The following is a 17,162-nucleotide window of genomic DNA, read 5'->3' as shown; positions in this document are numbered from 1 at the left end:
CGCTACACCCGTTTGATAATATCTTTGATGGCTTTTTTATGTTTTTTTCCTGTGAAAATCTCGTCGATTTCTTTCGGCTTCAGCAGCTTACTGATCTGATCATCCACCAAAAGTTTGTCTTTTAAGTGCTCTCCATAAGCCAGGGAGTGACACAGACGCTGCACCAACGCATAGGCCTCTTCACGGATCATCCCCTTTTGAATCAGGGCCAGCAAAACATGAGAACTGAAAATCTGACCTTGAGAACTTTCAATATTGTCCATCATGCGCTTCTTATTCACATCCAGACCATCCAAAAGAATTGTCATACGATGACACGCATAATCCGCGACGATGAAAGCATCCGGGAAGACAACACGCTCAACTGAAGAATGGCTGATATCGCGTTCATGCCACAGGGCCACGTTTTCCAGGCCAGCGATCGCGTATCCACGAAGCAGGCGGGAAAGACCCGTGATATTTTCCGCACTGATAGGATTCTTCTTGTGCGGCATTGCGGAAGATCCCTTTTGCCCCTTGGTGAAACCTTCCGTCACCTCTCCCACATCACTGCGCTGCAAGTGGCGAAGCTCCACGGCTAGGCGCTCCAGTCCCGTGCCAAAGATCGCCAAAGCTGAAAGCATCTCGGCGTGCCGGTCGCGGGGAATCACCTGCGTGGCAATGGTTTCTGTTTTTAACTTCAACTTTTTTGCCACCAGATTTTCAATTTTCGGCGCCTGACTGGAGTACGTACCCACAGCTCCACTGAGCTTGCAGATCATCATATTATCCAAAGCCGCTTTCACTCGCTTTTTATTGCGCTGAGTTTCCGCCAGGAAGCCGGCCATCTTAAATCCGAAAGTGGTGGGCTCTGCGAACATGCCATGCGTGCGCCCTGCACACAAAGTTTCAGCATGACGGTTCACCAGGGTCTTCAGGGATTTTTCCAAAGCCTCTATGGATTTCATCAGCACCACACCGGCTTCACGAACCTGCAGACTGAAGGCTGTATCCAACACATCCGAAGAGGTCAGGCCATAATGGATGAACTTCCCCTGAGGACCGACATTTTCAGCCAGATTGGAAACAAAAGCGATCACGTCGTGTTTGGTTTCACGTTCGATTTCAGAAATTCTTTTAACATTGAAGCGGGCCTTTTGTGCAATCGTCTTAGCCGCCCCTTTGGGAATAATACCCAATTGCGCCTGCACTTGCGCCACAGCGATTTCGACTTCCATCATCTTGCCGAATTTGTGATCAGAATCCCAAAGAAGGCCCATCTCAGGGCGAGTGTATCTTTCAATCACGAGTTCTGTTCCTTTCGCTTCTTTTCCTTTTGTTCCTTGAGCAGCTTTTCTTTCCACCAGCTCACGATACGGCCTTGGATGGCCTCATGATTGTCAAAATAAGAGCCCCAGTGATAGTTCGGCCACACTTCCGGTCCATCCAAATGCAAATTCCCATAAGAACTGCGACCCCGTCGTGCTTTCTGCTTTTCGCCGAAAACCGGGAACCGAGAAGCCCCCAACTGGGCATAGGTGTAATAGTATTCCTGCGGGAAGCTCAGGATCTGAGGATCAGTCAAAGTCATACGCTCTTTAAGATGGCTCTTCATGCGTTCACTGCGAACGGTCAGATAGTCTTTGTTGAACCTTTGCACAGTGGGGATTCGCATCCAGACATCAAATTGTTCTGGCAGCGTGGTTCTTTGCAACACCATCATATTTTCATGAGTCCACGGAGAGTCCACATCACCAATCATCACAGTATGCAAAGGCAGACGATCCCGCTCAAAGCACGCCTGCAGACCCACTCGGTAACGCACCCAGCACCATTCAGGCTCCAAGGCTCCTTCCGGGAAGAAGTATTTGCCCAGGCGTTCATTCAAAAAATAACTTTCTTCGCTGGTCAGCATCCACACAATTTGCTCTAAACGGAACAAACCTTGTTTTTCGCCGGAAAGCTCCAGACCCGTGATGGACTTACCACCACCGAATGAAACGTCCATGATCTGGTGCGGGCGGATGACATCCACCCCTTTGCTGGTCAGCCAGCTTAAGGATTTTTCCAAACCGTTGCGAGTCGCATGACGAACCAGGAAAGAGGAGGTCAACGGTGTCAGTACCCCCAGACGGGCCCCCTTGGCGTTAGAGGTGTAAGTTGTCCCCGACCACTGATGCGCCAGATGCAGAATCCAGCTTGAATCAAAGTCAAGAGCATCAATGTTCTTGTAAAGATACTTTGCCGCCTTTTCGCCCGCGCCCCCGATCAGATGCTCCTTCACAGCCGGCGCCAAAGTGGACTGGTCAATTTTATACTTTGTAACCGGCCCCTTAAACTCAAAAGGGCCGTCCTTCAGCCACAGAGTAAATCCATTTGGAACTTCATCAAACGGATCGTCGGAATACATTCTTTCGGACTGGGATTCTGAAATGCGCTCGTTGCGGAAGAAACCAAAAGGCCCTTCCACATCTTCTGAAGGCCACACACCCAGTTTGCTGGATACATCAACAAGAGTTGTTTTAATTCCCTCTTTCGCCAGAGCCGCAGCCAACCAATGACCCCGACCAAAAGCTGAAATAAGGATAACGGGACTGCCAAGTTCCATCGCCGCAAATGTCTCCTGTTTTTGAAGTGAAATTGAATCCTAAAGGCTCTTAATGATTAGAAAATCACGAATTGATAAAGTCAAAGGTGCGCACCGCATCCAAAGTACCTCCGGGGCTTTTTCTTGTGATTTCCCGATGGCGGACCTACAATACGCTCATCAGGAGGAACTCATGCGTCTTTTAACTCTCCTTGGCCTCATTTTCTGCTCTCACCTTTCATGGGCAAACGAGTCCGCCGTTGCGACAAACTTCTTCGATCTTTCTGCTAATTCTTTAAGCGGAAAGAAAATCAACTTTTCCACTTACCGAGGCAAAGTCGTCCTCGTTGTGAATACGGCATCTCAATGCGGCTTTACGCCGCAGCTTAGAGAACTGGAAGAAATGTACAAAAAATACGCAAGCCGCGGTTTTATTGTTCTGGCCTTCCCCTCCAATGACTTCAAACAAGAAAAAGGCACCAACGAAGAAGTGCAAAGCTTTGCTGAAAAAGAGTTTGGCGTGACCTTCCCTTTCTTTGATAAAGCCCCCGTCACCGGCAAAGACAAGCAGCCCGTGTACCAGTTCCTGACCACGCAGAAGCCGGGACTTCTATTCAAGGACGTCGCCTGGAACTTTGAAAAGTTTCTGATCAACCGCAAAGGACAGGTCATTGAAAGATGGAGTTCCATCACTAAGCCTTCCTCTGAAAGTATCACCAAGGCGGTTGAAAAAGCGCTGAATGAGCCCTTATAGATGTCTCACCCTGAGACAAACTGCGATATCTGGACTTCGTTTTGATACTTTACTTTGAAGTTTTCCCCGTTTTGATTCGATAATATCAAGAGGGGGAACTTGTGAAAACCACAGCTCGATTACGTACATACAGCCTTCTTGCAATTCTTTTTTCCATGGCCGTGGCCATGCCCCAAAAGTCCCTGGCTCAGTCTGATCAAAAAACATACTTGCTTTCTCAGGTTGATGTGGATGAAGCCTATGATCCGTTTACCGATTACAGTGAATTTGAAGAAGAGTCTGACGAAGAGGCGGACATCAACTTCTTCCGCAACGGACGATTCTTTACTATCGGTCTTGCTGGCGGTATGCGTGGTTTTACCGGCAACTTCGCTGATGCCTATTCAGCGGCGCCCACTTTCGGTATCTTTCTGACTTATTTCTTTGATCTTCGTCTGGCGATGTCCCTGGGATTCCAAACTGGCGATCATGCCGTGAAATTCAAGGTCCTGGGCAAGACCGACCCTTACGAAGGCAATGTTTCCATCACAGCGGTTAATTTTGACTTGAAGTACTACATGAACACCCAGAATGTGACGCGTGGTCTGGCCGATCTAAATCCCTACATCCTGGGCGGTCTGGGTCAGTTTTATCGCACCTATACCATCGCGGGTCTTGATGGCTTCAGCCGAGACTCCACCATGGGTTTTGATATCGGCGCGGGATTGGAGATCCCCTTGATGCGCAAGAAAGCCTATCTGGGTCTGCAAGGAGCTTATCACTACGTGAACTTCAGTGATGAAAATAAAAACTATGTCGATGGCACCGAAAAACTGGAAAAGAATCTGGCCGGGGACTTCTATAACTTCCTGGTTATTCTAGGGATGAATTTCTAGATTCCAGCGTGCTACAAATAAAAAAGGGACCTTCAAGGTCCCTTTTTTAGTTCCGGATTCACAAAGCAAAGACACCGACAACCTGAAGCAACAACCCCAGCACAATCACGATAGGCCCCGCCCACTGCAAAATAAACAACCAGTGAGGATACATGGAGTAGCTGACAAACTTGTCCTTATCGACAAAGCCCAGCTCTTTTTCCTTGTCTGAAATACCCTTATTAAAGGCAATCAGGATTCCCAAGGCAACCACCGGCAACAGCCAGTTGATCAACAGTGAATCCAGATTTTCAATTAACGAGCGCCCGCCTACACGAACGTCTTTAAAGACTGAACTCGACAAAGCCGGAAGCACCGTCAACAGCAAGGCGATCGCCCCGGAATACCAGGTCGCTTTACCGCGCTCCATCTTCTTCTGCGCATCCACCCAGTTTGAAACTACAACCTCCAAAAGGCCGATACTTGCATTCAAGGCCGCCATATACAGACACACGAAGAAGGCCAGTCCGAATAAGACCCCTCCAGGAATACCCAAAAGATACTTCGGCAGAACCTCAAACATCAAAGCCGGATCTGTCAGCGGAACATTGGATGCCTGGAACGCCACCGGGAAAATCATCACCACCGCAATCATAGAGATGATCGTATCCACGATCGTCACCCGAAAGCCTGCGGTCGGAACGTGATCTTCCTCACGCATATAAGAACCGAAAGTCACCATGGTCCCAAAGCCCACAGACAAGGTGAAGAACACATGTCCCAAAGCATGATTCAAAGAGGACCAGGTCAACTTGGAAAAATCAGGATAAAAAAGGAAGCGCAAAACTTCCGGAGTCGACGGCAGCGAAAAAGACCGCATTACCAGAATCACAACCAAAGCCACAAAGAGGGGCATCGTATAGCCGATCCATCGCTCCAGCCCCTGCTGAACCCCTTTAACGACCACCACAACCGTAATCAGAATGTGGGCACTGGCCAGCATCAACTGCAACCAGCCATTGGACATCAGGGCTGCCAGATTGGTTTTATCGACGACCTGATCCGAAGTGGAAAACAATGAAATCAAAAACTGAGTCAGAAAATGCAAAACCCAGCCGCTGATCACGGAATAATAAGACAGAACGACGATACTGACTAACACGGCCAGACGCCCGACCCAACGTAAAGAGCGCACGCCGGATTTCTGTCCCATCTGCTGGGTCGCCACGATCACAGAACGACGTGTGCCTTTTCCCAGCATCAGCTCGGCAATCAGAAGCGGAGCTCCAATTGCCAGGGCCATAAAACCATAAAGCAAAATAAAAGCACCGCCCCCGTTTTCCCCCACGACGTAAGGGAAACGCCAAAGATTCCCCAGACCGCAGGCAGAACCCACGGCCAGAAGGTAAAATCCATAGCGTGTTTTCCAGGAGCCGCGTTTACTGGCCATTATTCCCCGCCACCACTGCCGCCACGGCGTGATTTCATACAGAAGATACGAATCGGCATACCATGCAGATCCCAGCGTTCCTTGATGTTTTTAATCAAGAAGCGACGATAAGAATTTGTCACCCCGTCAGGATGATTGGCAAAGGCAATAAAGGCCGGCGGTCTTTGATACGTCTGAGTCAGATAATAGAACTTCACGTTCGTGGTGCCCCAAACCGGAGCCGGCGCCTTACGAATCGTTTCAAAGAAGAAGTCATTCAGCTCAGCCGTTGGAATACGCATGGTCATCTGATCAGCCACACGCTCGATCATCTCGAACATTTCCTCCAGACCATACTGGGTCTTGGCGCTGGTGAAGACAACATTCACATCGGTAAAGAAGTGGAACACACGCTCGACTTGTTCGCGGAAGGTCTTGCGATACTCCGGAATCTCTTTACCACCCAAGTCAGACTTATTTGCCACCAGGATCACACCTTTGTGATCTTCCAAAATAGACTGCATGATGCGCGCATCCTGATCCGTCGGTCCAATTGTTCCATCGACAACCAGCAGGATCAAATCCGCTCGGCGAATGGCTTCCTGGGATTTAAAGGCAGAAATGATCTCCAGATCCTCTTCACGCTTGGCAGATCGGCGCAAACCGGCCGTATCCACCAAAGTGTACTTTTTGCCGTTGTAGATGAACGGAGAATCCACAGAATCAATTGTTGTACCCGCAACATCGGACACGATCATGCGATTCACACCCAGGATCGCGTTGCACAAAGAGCTCTTACCCACGTTGGGCTTACCAACGATGGCGATATTGATGCCCTCTTTCACCGTCCCCGGATTTTCAGGGATCTGCTTGGTGATCCATTCCAGAACATCTGCGACACCGCGACGCTGTTCGAAAGATGCAGAAATGATATCCACGCCAAACTCATAGAAGTCAGCTTTTGCCATATCCGCTTCGGCATCGCGATCCACCTTATTGATCACCAACAAGAAGGGCTTCCCAGTCTGCTTGGCCACACGGATGATGTCACGATCCTCCGGCACCAGGCCCGCACGACCATCCATCACCGCCACAATCAGATCCACGGAATGCAGGAATTCGGTCACTTGTTCTTTGATCAGTTTAGAGAAAATATCACCAGCTTCGGTGATACCTCCCGTATCGATCAGGTCAAACTGCTTGCCCCAGATATCCACCGGTTCAATGATGATATCGCGGGTCACACCCGCCTGGTTCTTCACCACGGCTTTGCGCGTGTCAGTGATAATGTTAAACAGTGTGGATTTACCCACATTCGGGCGACCGATGATCGCCACTTTGGGTGCAAACTCAGTCCTTTGATTCAACGACATAGCCCAGCTCCTTCATCATGCGTTTATTGGAGAACCATTCAGGCTTACTCGCCACATTCAGGTCCAGGAAGATTTTCTCTCCCATCAGTTTTTCAATTTCTTTGCGTGCTTCCATGCCGATTTGTTTGATCATGGCAGCGCCCTTGCCGATCACCATTGCTTTGTGGCTTTCTTTTCCGACAACGATCTCTGCAAAGATCTTCGGCACTGGCTTGGCATCTTCCTCGAACTTCACAATACGAACTGCGATCGAGTAAGGAACCTCATGGTGAAGAGCATCGAAACATCTTTCACGGATGATTTCTGACGCCATTTCACGCACATTTTCATTGGTGTAAAGTTCGGTATCATAAAGTGGTGCCGGAGATTCCGGCAACAACTCCATGAACTCAATCAGAAGTGCTTCCCGCTCTTCCTGATCATCCTTGGAATCTTTCACAGATACAGAGAAGGCTTTACCTCCGGCATCCTCGACCATCTTGCGAAGAATCATCACGCGGTGAGCTTTTTCCTCAATATCTGTTTTTGTGATGACGGCAACCCAGGGTTTACCGCTTTTGGAAACCATTTCGATCACTTTTTCTGCGTCCTCGGGGCGCTCTTCATCCACAGACAAAACCGCCAGCAAGGCATCAGAGCTTCCAATAACGTCTTTGGCTTCCTGAGCCAGGAATCCATTGAGTCCCTCGTCCGCACGGATCAATCCCGGCGCATCGACGAAGATGATCTGACCTTTGTCAGTACTCCAGATACCCAGAATACGACGGCGTGTGGTTTGGGGCTTTGCAGAGACGATGGAAACTTTCTCGTCCACCAGGAAGTTCATCAGCGTGCTCTTCCCTGCGTTCGGTTGTCCAATCAGACCTAAAAATCCGGCTTTGTAACTCATTCTAATTCGTCTCCTTGTATTTCATCTCAAGAGCGTTCTTTGCCGCCATTTGCTCGGCGTTTTTCTTACTGCGACCCCGCCCTTGAGCCCAGATATCTTCTTTAACTTTCACACACACCAGGAACTCGCGGTCATGCGGAGGTCCTTCCTCAGCCAAAACCTCGTACCTTGGCGTTTCTTTCGAGGACTTCTGCACCAGTTCCTGCAAGCGGGTTTTATAATCCCGCTCGAAGTCCTCATGTCGACACACCCGATCCGCCAACGGAACAAACTCCTGGCGGATGAAAGTGCGCGCCACCGTGAAACCACCGTCCAGGTACAACGCCCCGACAATGGCTTCAAAGGAGGAAGCAATCAGACGCGGCTTTTGTGCACCACCCGTCTGCGCTTCACCTTTTCCAAGCTGCATCAGCTTGTTGAGCCCGAGCTCCAATGCCAACTCAGAAAGAACTTCTTCATTGACGATGCTGGCTCTTTTCTTCGACAGCCCCCCTTCGGTGTCTGTCGGGAACTTTTCATAAAGAAATTCACCCACAACTAGATCCAAAACCGCGTCACCCAAAAACTCGAGTTTTTCATTGTGCTCAACACAGTTACGCAGTTCATTGGCAAAACTCTTGTGCGTCAGGGCGCGCTCCAGCAGTGCCTGGTTCTGAAACTGATATCCCAGACGCTCTTCCAAAGACTTTCGGAATTGATCGTTCATGTCAGAACCTCGCCCACCAGATGACCTTCCATGTGTTGTTTGTTGGAATGATCATACCCTGTGATCTTAACCTCAATTTCCTGTCCCGCCCAGTGATCCAGGAAACTCTCGGCTCCCGTGATATCCACCGGCCAATAGTCATGGCTCAGACCCTGGCCGCCTTTGGCAGCATTCTTCAGAACCAGAACTTTTTTGGTTGTGCCCACCTGAAGCTGAGCCTGCTCGGAATAACGAGCAATACTCAAGTCACGCAGACGCGCAGCCCGCTCGGCACGAACATGCGGATACACTGACACATCCATCGCCGCAGCCCGCGTGCCCTGACGTTCACTGTAAGGGAAAACATGCAGCTTGGTCCATGGCAGATCCTTCAGGCAGTCATAAGTGTCTTGAAACTGCTCATCTGTTTCAGTCGGGAACCCGGTGATCACGTCCATCCCGACAAAACTGCCGGGAACACGGTCTGCAATCGCGCGCAGAGATTTTTGCACGTCGGCTTGGGTGTACTTGCGCTTCATATGGAACAAAACATCCGTATTGGCACTTTGAATGCTCATATGGAAGTGCGGACACAATCGGGAATCCTGATACAGATCCAAAAGACGCTCGGAAACCTCCACCGGCTCAAGACTTGCCAAACGGAACCGAGGCACCTTTGTCTTTGCCAGAAGATTTTCGATCAGGTCTTCCATCACGTAGGTCTTGCCACCGACCTTGTCTTCGTAATCACCAATGTGAACACCGGTCAAAACGACCTCGCGGGAACCCTGCGCATAGAGATCATTAATACGATTCACCAGATCCGCCACCGGGATCGAGCGACTCTTGCCACGAGCATACGGAATTATACAATAAGTGCAGAAACTGTTGCAGCCGTCCTGAATCTTCAGGAACGTGCGCGTGTGTTCTTTTTCAATACCACCGCCGGCTTCCAGGTCCTCTTTTTTGAAGATGTTGGATTTAAACACCCTCTCAGTCAGCTCCCCACGGAAGTGTTTGCTCAGAAGATCCGGCAAAGACCCTTTGTGAGAGTTCGCTACAATCAGATCCGCCCCCGGCAAGCTGGAGAAAGACCCGGTGTCGACCTGGGCCGCACATCCCGTGACCACCACTGTGCAAAATGGATCTTTTACCTTCAAACGACGGATATAGCGGACAGCCTCTTTCGTGGCCTCTGCGGTCACAGCACAGGTGTTCAAAACATGAATACGGGCGTTTTTTTCACCGGACACCACCGGGGCAAAACCACTGGCATTCAGATTCTTCTGAATCAGTCCCGCATCATATGTATTCACCTTACAGCCGAAGGTATGGACCTGATACTTCATAGAGTGATCCATCCGCCCCCCACCAACTGCTTGTCACGATAAAACACCGCCGCCTGGCCGGGAGTCACCGCTCTTTGTGGTTCAGAGAATTTTAACTTAAAGCCCGTGGCGGTCTTATGAATTTTCGCTTCAGACCCTTTGTGCTGATAGCGGATTTTCACATTCATGACTTCGCCATCCTGAATTTCATCCAGAAGCTTCGGATCCACAACATCCACTTCGTCGGCGAAAAGATATTTTTCATCGCCCACCCAGACCGTGTTGTCTGTAGCATCAATTTTAATAACAAAAAGCTTTTCATGGTGATCCATGCCCAAGCCTTTGCTTTGACCGTAGGTAAAGTTATGAATTCCGTTGTGAGGCGCCATCACCTCACCCGTCGGGTAACGCTTCAAAAGGCCTTTTTTGGAAGCCAGAATTTCCGGTTTCACCTGACCTTTGATAAAGTTCTGATAGCCTTGTCCACCCACAAAGCAGATCCCCTGAGAATCTTTTTTACGTGCCGTCACCAGACCACGGCTTTCAGAATAAGCGCGCACTTCCGGCTTCTTCATATCGCCAACAGGGAACAACAGTTTCGGCACCAGCTCCGGATCAATCGTGAACAGGAAGTAGGTCTGATCTTTCCAGTCATCCGTCGAAGTGTGAATGGATGACTTCCCATTTTCATCAGTCACAATCTTGGCGTAGTGACCTGTGGCGATGTAATCGCACTCCAGCTCTTTCATCTTTTTAACAAGATGGTCGAATTTCAAATAGGTGTTGCAGTTCACACACGGAAGCGGTGTCTGACCTTCCAGATAGGCTTTCAAGAAAGGATCAATCACAGCGGCGCGGAATTTCGCTTCGCAGTTGATCACATAAAACGGAATCCCCAGGCGGTCTGCCACAGAGCGGGCGTCGTCCACATCAATACTGGAGCAGCACGTGCCATTGCCTTCTTCGATATCGCAAGTGGAATAGTCCCAGACTTGCATTGTTGCCCCAATAACCTCATACCCCTGTTCGACCAAGAGCGCAGCCGCGGCGGAACTGTCCACGCCTCCGCTCATAGCAACAAGGACTCTCCCTTTAGACATGACAAGAATCTCCTTCGTCGTCGTTCAGTGATCGCAAGCGATCCACCACTGTTTTCAATGTATCTACAAATAAATCCACTTCGCTCAAAGTGCTTTCCCAACCTAGGCTGACACGCAAACTGTTCTGCGCTTCACCACGACTCAGCCCCATGGCCAACAAGACCGGGCTGGGTTCAGGGTTTCCAGATGAACAAGCCGCCCCTGTGGATACGGCAAAGCCTTTGATATCCAAAGACATCAGCATCGTTTCGCCATCAGCCCCTTTCAAAATCAGGGAGCTGGTGTTCGGCAGACGTGGACTTTCCACGGCGGTGATTGTCACATCAGAGATCTCAGCCAGAATACGAGTCTCCATATGATCGCGCAGAGCTGCGATGGCGCGGGCTTTTTCCTCAATCAGGGAAACGCGTTTGGCAACAACACCCAGGCATCCAATCCCCAGAGTGTTTTCTGTACCGCCACGACGGTGTCTTTCCTGACCGCCCCCGTGAATCAGAGAACTCACGTTAGAGCCTTTTTTAGAATACAGAACCCCGGTGCCTTTTACGGAATAAAACTTATGACCCGAGAAAGAGGCAAAATCCACATTCAGCTCATGCAGATTCACAGGAACTTTGCCGAAAGCCTGCACTGCATCCGTATGGAAGAGAGCGCCTTTTTTGTGCGCCATCTCGGCCATCTGCTTGATCGGGAACAAGGTGCCTGTTTCGTTGTTGGCAAACATGACCGACACCAATGCGGTTTCTTCGCTGAGGTGCTCTTCATAGAATTTCAAATCAATCTGCCCCTGACGGTTCACGGGAATAAAATCCACGCGCGCACCAAGAGCTTTCAGATGCTCCATGGTCTTCATCACACTGGGATGTTCCACGGCGGAGCACATGAAGTGTGTGCGACCACGCTGTTCAGGCGTCAGAAACTGAGCTGTCTGGTGGTAGTCAAACAGACCTTTTAAAACGGTGTTGTTGGCTTCACTGCCGCCAGAGGTAAAAATGATCTCCAAAGGATGAGCCCCGACGGCATCAGCCATGGCTTTGCGCGCGTCACGCAGAATATTTTTCGGCTGACGACCGCTCCAGTGGATAGAGCTTGGATTCCCCCAGGCCTGCGCAAGTTCTGGCAAAGCAGCCAGAACTTCTGCACACACGGGGGTCGTGGCATTGTGATCGAAATAGTGAAGGACTTTGGTTGATATCATAAGCGCACGGAACCTATCATAGTTCTTAAGTATTGAAAACTTCTAAGATAATTTGCCAATTCCGGGTGTCCAGCGCGTTAACATTTCAGGAAAATTCTACACCCCAAAATACCCCTTCCCCGGGGGTCAACTGGACTAGACCTCAGTTTTTACTCAGGTTTTCGTAAAGAATTCCGATAAACACAGTGATGAGTCATCACCTATGGTTTGAACATTTTAAAGAGCAACTTCAAGGACTTACCGAAGCCTTTGAACAAAGCGGAACGCATTTGAGCCTTCTGGCCTACGCCATTAAGGAACAACGCCTCAGCTCAGAAGCCTATCTTCAATGGGCCATGACTCACCATAGACTTCCTTTGCTTCAGTCACGATTTTTTACAGAAACTCCCGTGTCCCAGGAAATGTTCGCGAAGTGGGCGACCCATTATCCGTGGTCTGCGGAGTGTCTGCCTGTGGCGGAGTGGGATGGATCCCTCATCGTAGCATGTCTTCAGCCGCCGCAGGATTTTCCTTCTTTCCCGTCCAGCATCCTGGTGCTGGCAACTTATGAAAATCTGGAACAGGTCTGGACACAACTGCATCCGGAAAGACAAGCGACCCCTGCTGCCGACGCAGCCCCGGAAGGCATTGATCTTTCCTTAAGCACACCGAAAAAACAAAGCTCTGACAGTTTCTCGTTTGATGATCTGGGCGTGGCCTCTGAAGGATCTTCTCCGAATTTTGAACCTTTGTCCTCTGATGAACTTTCTGTCGAAGGTGCTCCGGAAGAAAAACTTGACGGTCTTTTCGATGGCCCGACCGTGATTCGTCTGGAGGCTCTCAGCCCAGCCCCGGCAGGGACACCTGCAGCGGAGGCTTCAACTTCTGCCAAAATCGAATTGACACCGGAAATCCCCGAAACCGAGCAAAAAACAACAATCATGCCTTTGCCAGCAGCCTCCACGACTCCTGTCGTTGAGGAGGTTCCGGCTGTAGTGTCGCAGCCCGTTGTCGCGCAAGCACCGGAAAGCTCTGCTCCTAAAAAAGCAACACCTCCACCGCCGCCAAAATCCGAACTGCCTCCTCCATTTGAGGACAGCTTCAGTAATCGCCCTGTTGCCATCACACCTCGTCCGGCGGGAGTGGCTAAACCCACGATCAATCCCGTGGCCACAGGTCACTTTGCCCTGGATAAAATCAAAAAGAAAAATGCTGCGGCTTTGAATGAAAAAGTCAAACTGGTCTTAAGCGAGATGAAGGCTCATTTTGAAAAATCCATGATTCTGACTTTGGATGAGCAGGAAACGCAGATGATTGCCTTTGCCTGGGATGAAAACTTCAAAGGCATGAAAGACACTTCCATGCGCTTCCCGCTGCAGGTGCCCAGCATCTTCAGCATTGTGGCTTCCACGCAAAAGCCTTACCACGGATACATCTCCCTGAATGAAACCAACGAAAAGTTCTTTGAAGGCTGGAATCAGGGCCGTATCCCCGATCATGTCACCATCACACCGATCATTATCAATGAAAAACTGGTGGGCATGCTGATGGGATTTGCGGAAAAATCAGCCTACAACAAGGTCTCTCTGAATTTAGCGGAAAAACTTTCAACCGACTTCACCAAGGGTCTTCAGGCGGCATAATTTATGATGCTTCTTTTGCATCTTCTCTTGAACGTCACACTTGCAAACTCCAACTCCTGCAGCCAACACAATCCCATGAGCCCCGATGTTCCAGCCTGCCCAACCACTGGCAGCAAGTTGTTATCGGAAAATTATCCCATCATGGCCGCCACGGTTTCTGACGACGCTGGCGGTTCCCGCTATGTGAAAGAATACGTCACCAAGGTTTTAAAAGCCCAGCCCTCCAAATCCCCGCAGTTCTTTCTGCACGTCACAGATCAAACCTGGCATGAGGTGGTGCGCGAAATAAAAAAGCAGGCCCCTGACGAAGCCACAGCCCAGCGTTGGATTGCTGGCTTAAGCCGGGTGCAAACCCGCCACCGCTGGAACTGGCAACAGGACTACTTTGAAAGCTTCTTCGACAGCAACACCGGAAAGCCTGTGCTGCGCGAAGTACAGGGATATGGCCGCCACGGCAATGCCTTTAAGGATCTGGTCAAACAATCCAGTGCGGATTGCTCCATCAACGCTGGCAAACAACTGAGCAACGACCAATACAAATCAGGACACAGCGGCGGCAATATTGAAGCCGTCAACGGCCTGTGCCTTGTTGGATCCGACCACTTTGAAGGTGATGAATGGGACAAGTACGCAAAAGTCACCTGCGAAAATCCGGCGACTGCTGTAAAAACACCTTCTGATTTCCTCAATGTCGGCCACACTGATGAGTTCTTTAAAACACTCAAAGACCCCACCCAGAAGGCCCCTTGTGATTTCAGTCTGGCCTTTGCCAGTCCGAAAAAAGCTCTTGAGATTTTGAAGAAAAATCCTCAGGGACGCGCCTTTGATTTTTCACATCTAAGCCCGGATGAAATCATGGTGCGCCTGAGACAAGCGCCTTACAACCGCATCTGCAGTGAGTTTTCCTACATCAAAGAAATGAAAAGTCGTGGCAACAGACCCGGCAACGGCAAAGAAAAACGTGTTCGCGGAGTTTCCCAGTTCCTGTTTAACATCATCCTTCCCCCTGTCTCCGCAGGAAACTTCGTGGCGTCCCTGAAAGACCCGGAGTCTTTACGCATGGAAGAGTATCTGGAGCAGATAAACGAAGACGGCATTTCAGACCCCCCACTGGATCGCGGTCGCGACCGACGACAAGAACGCATCGATCGCCTGAACCGGCAGCGTGCCCTGCTTCGCCAAGCCGGAATTCTGAAGTCTCAGAGCGATTCTTCCATCCTGAAAGACTGTTACAACATGACGAACAAAGACTTGGCGGACATGTTTGAAGACGACTATGAGATGAAAGAATTTAACGAATCTGTGGAAGAGGCGACTCAAAAATTCAAAAAGGAACTGCTGGCAAAAGTAAAAAAATCCTATCCACAATGCAATCCCAAGACGGTGGAATTGCCGGACCTGTTCCTAGGTGACATGAACTACGACTCGGAGAAACCCACCTATGCCATAGGGACCGCGGACTCGGTTTTCCCGAATCCCACCAATGGCGAGATCGTGGAAAGTACTTTCATTTTGCCAGAGCCCGTCAATCCCGCTTTTAAAGCGGAAATTGATAAGTCCATAAAAGATCTGGGTCTGAAAACTGACTACATCGACACGCATTTTGCCCACACACTCAACGGAAATCTGCACTGTTCAAGCCATGCCATGCGCTATTGCCGACCTCAAGGAGGCCAGAAATGATTCGTCTTATCCTCATGATCAGCCTGGCCCTTGTGGGAGTTTCAGGAGCCCAGGCTCAATCCAAAAAACTGATGTACTCCTGCGAGCTTCAGGACATGTGGCTGCAAGGGCAAAAGCTTTCCGCCGGCATTGACATTCAGGATCTGGATCATGCCAGTCTGAAAATTCAGTCTTCGACCGAAACGGTGACCTGTCCCCTTGAAATTGAAAGCGTTCAGGATGCCTCTCGCGGACGCATTGCCAAGGTCATCTTCCTGATGACTCCGGAATCCTGCTCTCCTCCCGAAAAGTCCTTTAATCGCAATCTGCGCCGTCGCATCGAGCTTCATATTGATGCCCAGCCCGGCGGCAAAGGTGATGCCCAGCTTTCCTGGCGTCATCGTGGAAATCGTTCCCAATGCAAAGAGGTTGTGAACAATCTGAAATCCCATGGCATCGGTAATAAATTTCATCCCGCCTCAGCAGGCACCAATAAAACCACCGCCGGAACACGATAAACGCTTTTAAATCCAGTACGGCGGGAAATTAATACGCTCTCTCAGCCCCCGCCTTGAAATCCTCTGAAAAACCGGTTACTTCCTTGGGTCATGAAATACCTGTCCTATGTTTTCATAGTCCTTCTGTTTCCTTCCCTTCTTTTTGCCCAAGGCACACGCATTAAAGTGATCAGCGTCCATGATGGAGACACTCTGACGGCTGTGGGCGCAGAGGACCCAACCCTGCGCTACAAGGTTCGCCTGATGGGCGTGGATACTCCGGAAGTTGATTTCATGAAAGAGACTCAAGGCGAAGTGGCTTTGGCCGCCCGGGACTTTCTGAGGTCTTTGATTCCTGCTGACGGCATCATCACTTTAAGCGACGACAGCCAGGTCGATAAGCACGGCCGGATCCTGGGGCGACTTCTTGTTGGCAATCAAGATCTGAATATGGAAATGCTAAAAAACGGCTGGGGTATGATTTATTTTATTTACCCCTTTGAAAAGCGCATCGTCAGCGACTACAGCCGCGCCTCTAAAGAGGCCTATGACAACCGCCGCGGCGTTTTCTCAAACGACTATCGCCAGACGCAAGAGCCCTACCAGTTCCGCATGAAGGTGCAAAAACAAGTTGGCAGAAACCCCGTGGGCGATTTGGAATTAAAAAAGATCCTGCCACCTGAAGACATCAACAAAATTCCCGTCTGGAAAAGAGTCTTCTTCCCTAACTACGAAATGGCCTATCAGAACGGTTACAACTAAACCAGGCGAGTGGTGATTTTTCTTTCGGTGTCAGATAATTTTTCGAAGACGACTTCGATCCTTTGCCAGTTCAAAGGCAAATAATCGAAGTCCAGTCGATTGGCCCACTCAATGACAATGAGTGAATTCTTTTGCGCAAATAAATCCCAAAAACCCGAACTTTCCAGATCATCATCGTCTTTCAGTCGATAAAGATCCAGATGATCCATGGCTTTGCCCTCGGCATTCTCATAGCGCAGATGAATGGCAAAGGACGGTGACTGAACATCTCGCATTCCCAAAACAGAAGCCATCATCTGCACGGAGGTGGTTTTGCCAGCCCCCACATCACCACTCATCAGCAAAATGCAGCGATCATTTAAATGAGGCAGGAACTCTTGCCAAAAGGCTTTAAGTTCCTCCAGATTCTTCACAATTCTTTGGGAATTCAAAATAGTGGACAT

Annotated in this window: 16 protein-coding genes; 6 read left to right on the top strand and 10 right to left on the bottom strand. The window is 49.8% G+C overall.

Translation table 11 applies throughout. The annotated features are described in order from the left end of the window. Positions 1-2 precede the first annotated feature (2 nt). Both purB and ACZ5ZV_RS09310 read right to left on the bottom strand, forming a co-directional pair. Positions 3-1,286 (bottom strand): adenylosuccinate lyase, encoded by a 1,284-nt coding sequence (gene purB / locus ACZ5ZV_RS09315; protein WP_464121145.1) that lies wholly within the window; start codon positions 1,284-1,286, stop codon positions 3-5. Beyond that, on the bottom strand, positions 1,283-2,587 hold the full coding sequence (locus tag ACZ5ZV_RS09310) for a hypothetical protein (RefSeq protein ID WP_464121144.1): 1,305 nt from the start codon (positions 2,585-2,587) through the stop codon (positions 1,283-1,285). Before ACZ5ZV_RS09310 ends, purB begins: the two co-directional genes overlap by 4 nt. Before the next feature lie 172 nt (positions 2,588-2,759). Here ACZ5ZV_RS09310 and ACZ5ZV_RS09305 point away from each other — a divergent pair, with 172 nt between their 5' ends. Together ACZ5ZV_RS09305 and ACZ5ZV_RS09300 are read left to right on the top strand one after the other, a co-directional pair. Then, positions 2,760-3,320 (top strand): glutathione peroxidase, encoded by a 561-nt coding sequence (locus ACZ5ZV_RS09305; protein WP_464121143.1) that lies wholly within the window; start codon positions 2,760-2,762, stop codon positions 3,318-3,320. A 101-nt stretch (positions 3,321-3,421) separates the two neighbouring features. Then, positions 3,422-4,195: an outer membrane beta-barrel protein gene (locus ACZ5ZV_RS09300; RefSeq protein WP_464121142.1), complete on the top strand. Its 774-nt coding sequence runs from the start codon at positions 3,422-3,424 to the stop codon at positions 4,193-4,195. A gap of 58 nt (positions 4,196-4,253) precedes the next feature. On the opposite strand, the gene ACZ5ZV_RS09295 is transcribed toward ACZ5ZV_RS09300, so the two are convergent. The 7 genes from ACZ5ZV_RS09295 to ACZ5ZV_RS09265 are packed head-to-tail and all read right to left on the bottom strand — an operon-like array spanning position 4,254 to position 12,176. Beyond that, a complete protein-coding gene (locus tag ACZ5ZV_RS09295; RefSeq protein WP_464121141.1) occupies positions 4,254-5,624 on the bottom strand; it encodes a sodium-dependent transporter in 1,371 nt (456 codons plus the stop codon). Continuing rightward, the gene (der, locus tag ACZ5ZV_RS09290; protein WP_464121140.1) at positions 5,624-6,976 is read right to left on the bottom strand and encodes a ribosome biogenesis GTPase Der; all 1,353 of its coding nucleotides are present in this window, start codon (positions 6,974-6,976) and stop codon (positions 5,624-5,626) included. Before der ends, ACZ5ZV_RS09295 begins: the two co-directional genes overlap by 1 nt. After that, the gene (gene era / locus ACZ5ZV_RS09285) at positions 6,954-7,865 is read right to left on the bottom strand and encodes a GTPase Era (protein WP_464121139.1); all 912 of its coding nucleotides are present in this window, start codon (positions 7,863-7,865) and stop codon (positions 6,954-6,956) included. The genes der and era overlap by 23 nt, the downstream gene beginning before the upstream one ends. 1 nt (position 7,866) lies before the next feature. Then, complete coding sequence (rnc, locus tag ACZ5ZV_RS09280; protein ID WP_464121138.1) at positions 7,867-8,571, bottom strand: ribonuclease III; 705 nt, start codon at positions 8,569-8,571, stop codon at positions 7,867-7,869. Continuing rightward, positions 8,568-9,911, bottom strand: a complete 1,344-nt coding sequence (gene mtaB / locus ACZ5ZV_RS09275) for a tRNA (N(6)-L-threonylcarbamoyladenosine(37)-C(2))-methylthiotransferase MtaB (protein ID WP_464121137.1) — start codon at positions 9,909-9,911, stop codon at positions 8,568-8,570. The genes rnc and mtaB overlap by 4 nt, the downstream gene beginning before the upstream one ends. Continuing rightward, positions 9,896-10,978 (bottom strand): tRNA 2-thiouridine(34) synthase MnmA, encoded by a 1,083-nt coding sequence (gene mnmA / locus ACZ5ZV_RS09270; protein ID WP_464121136.1) that lies wholly within the window; start codon positions 10,976-10,978, stop codon positions 9,896-9,898. The genes mtaB and mnmA overlap by 16 nt, the downstream gene beginning before the upstream one ends. Then, positions 10,971-12,176, bottom strand: coding sequence for a cysteine desulfurase family protein (locus ACZ5ZV_RS09265; RefSeq protein WP_464121135.1), 1,206 nt, complete (start codon positions 12,174-12,176; stop codon positions 10,971-10,973). The genes mnmA and ACZ5ZV_RS09265 overlap by 8 nt, the downstream gene beginning before the upstream one ends. A 188-nt stretch (positions 12,177-12,364) precedes the next feature. Between ACZ5ZV_RS09265 and ACZ5ZV_RS09260 the strand changes: the two genes are divergently transcribed. The 4 genes from ACZ5ZV_RS09260 to ACZ5ZV_RS09245 all read left to right on the top strand — a co-directional run bounded on the left by ACZ5ZV_RS09260 (position 12,365) and on the right by ACZ5ZV_RS09245 (position 16,719). Further along, complete coding sequence (locus ACZ5ZV_RS09260) at positions 12,365-13,798, top strand: hypothetical protein (RefSeq protein WP_464121134.1); 1,434 nt, start codon at positions 12,365-12,367, stop codon at positions 13,796-13,798. A gap of 3 nt (positions 13,799-13,801) precedes the next feature. Continuing rightward, positions 13,802-15,481: a protein-arginine deiminase family protein gene (locus tag ACZ5ZV_RS09255; RefSeq protein ID WP_464121133.1), complete on the top strand. Its 1,680-nt coding sequence runs from the start codon at positions 13,802-13,804 to the stop codon at positions 15,479-15,481. Beyond that, positions 15,478-15,978, top strand: a complete 501-nt coding sequence (locus ACZ5ZV_RS09250) for a hypothetical protein (protein ID WP_464121132.1) — start codon at positions 15,478-15,480, stop codon at positions 15,976-15,978. Before ACZ5ZV_RS09255 ends, ACZ5ZV_RS09250 begins: the two co-directional genes overlap by 4 nt. 90 nt (positions 15,979-16,068) lie before the next feature. After that, positions 16,069-16,719 carry a thermonuclease family protein gene (locus ACZ5ZV_RS09245; RefSeq protein WP_464121131.1) on the top strand — a complete coding sequence of 217 codons (651 nt, stop codon included), beginning with the start codon at positions 16,069-16,071 and terminating at the stop codon, positions 16,717-16,719. Here ACZ5ZV_RS09245 and tsaE read toward each other — a convergent pair. Then, entirely contained in the window at positions 16,716-17,162 is a 447-nt protein-coding gene (gene tsaE, locus ACZ5ZV_RS09240) for a tRNA (adenosine(37)-N6)-threonylcarbamoyltransferase complex ATPase subunit type 1 TsaE (RefSeq protein WP_464121130.1), read from the bottom strand. The two genes, ACZ5ZV_RS09245 and tsaE, sit on opposite strands and share 4 nt — an antisense overlap.

Source organism: Bdellovibrio sp. HAGR004 (assembly GCF_055397015.1).
The sequence above is the reverse complement of the archived record's forward strand: the minus strand, read 5'-3'. Positions and strand labels throughout refer to the sequence as shown.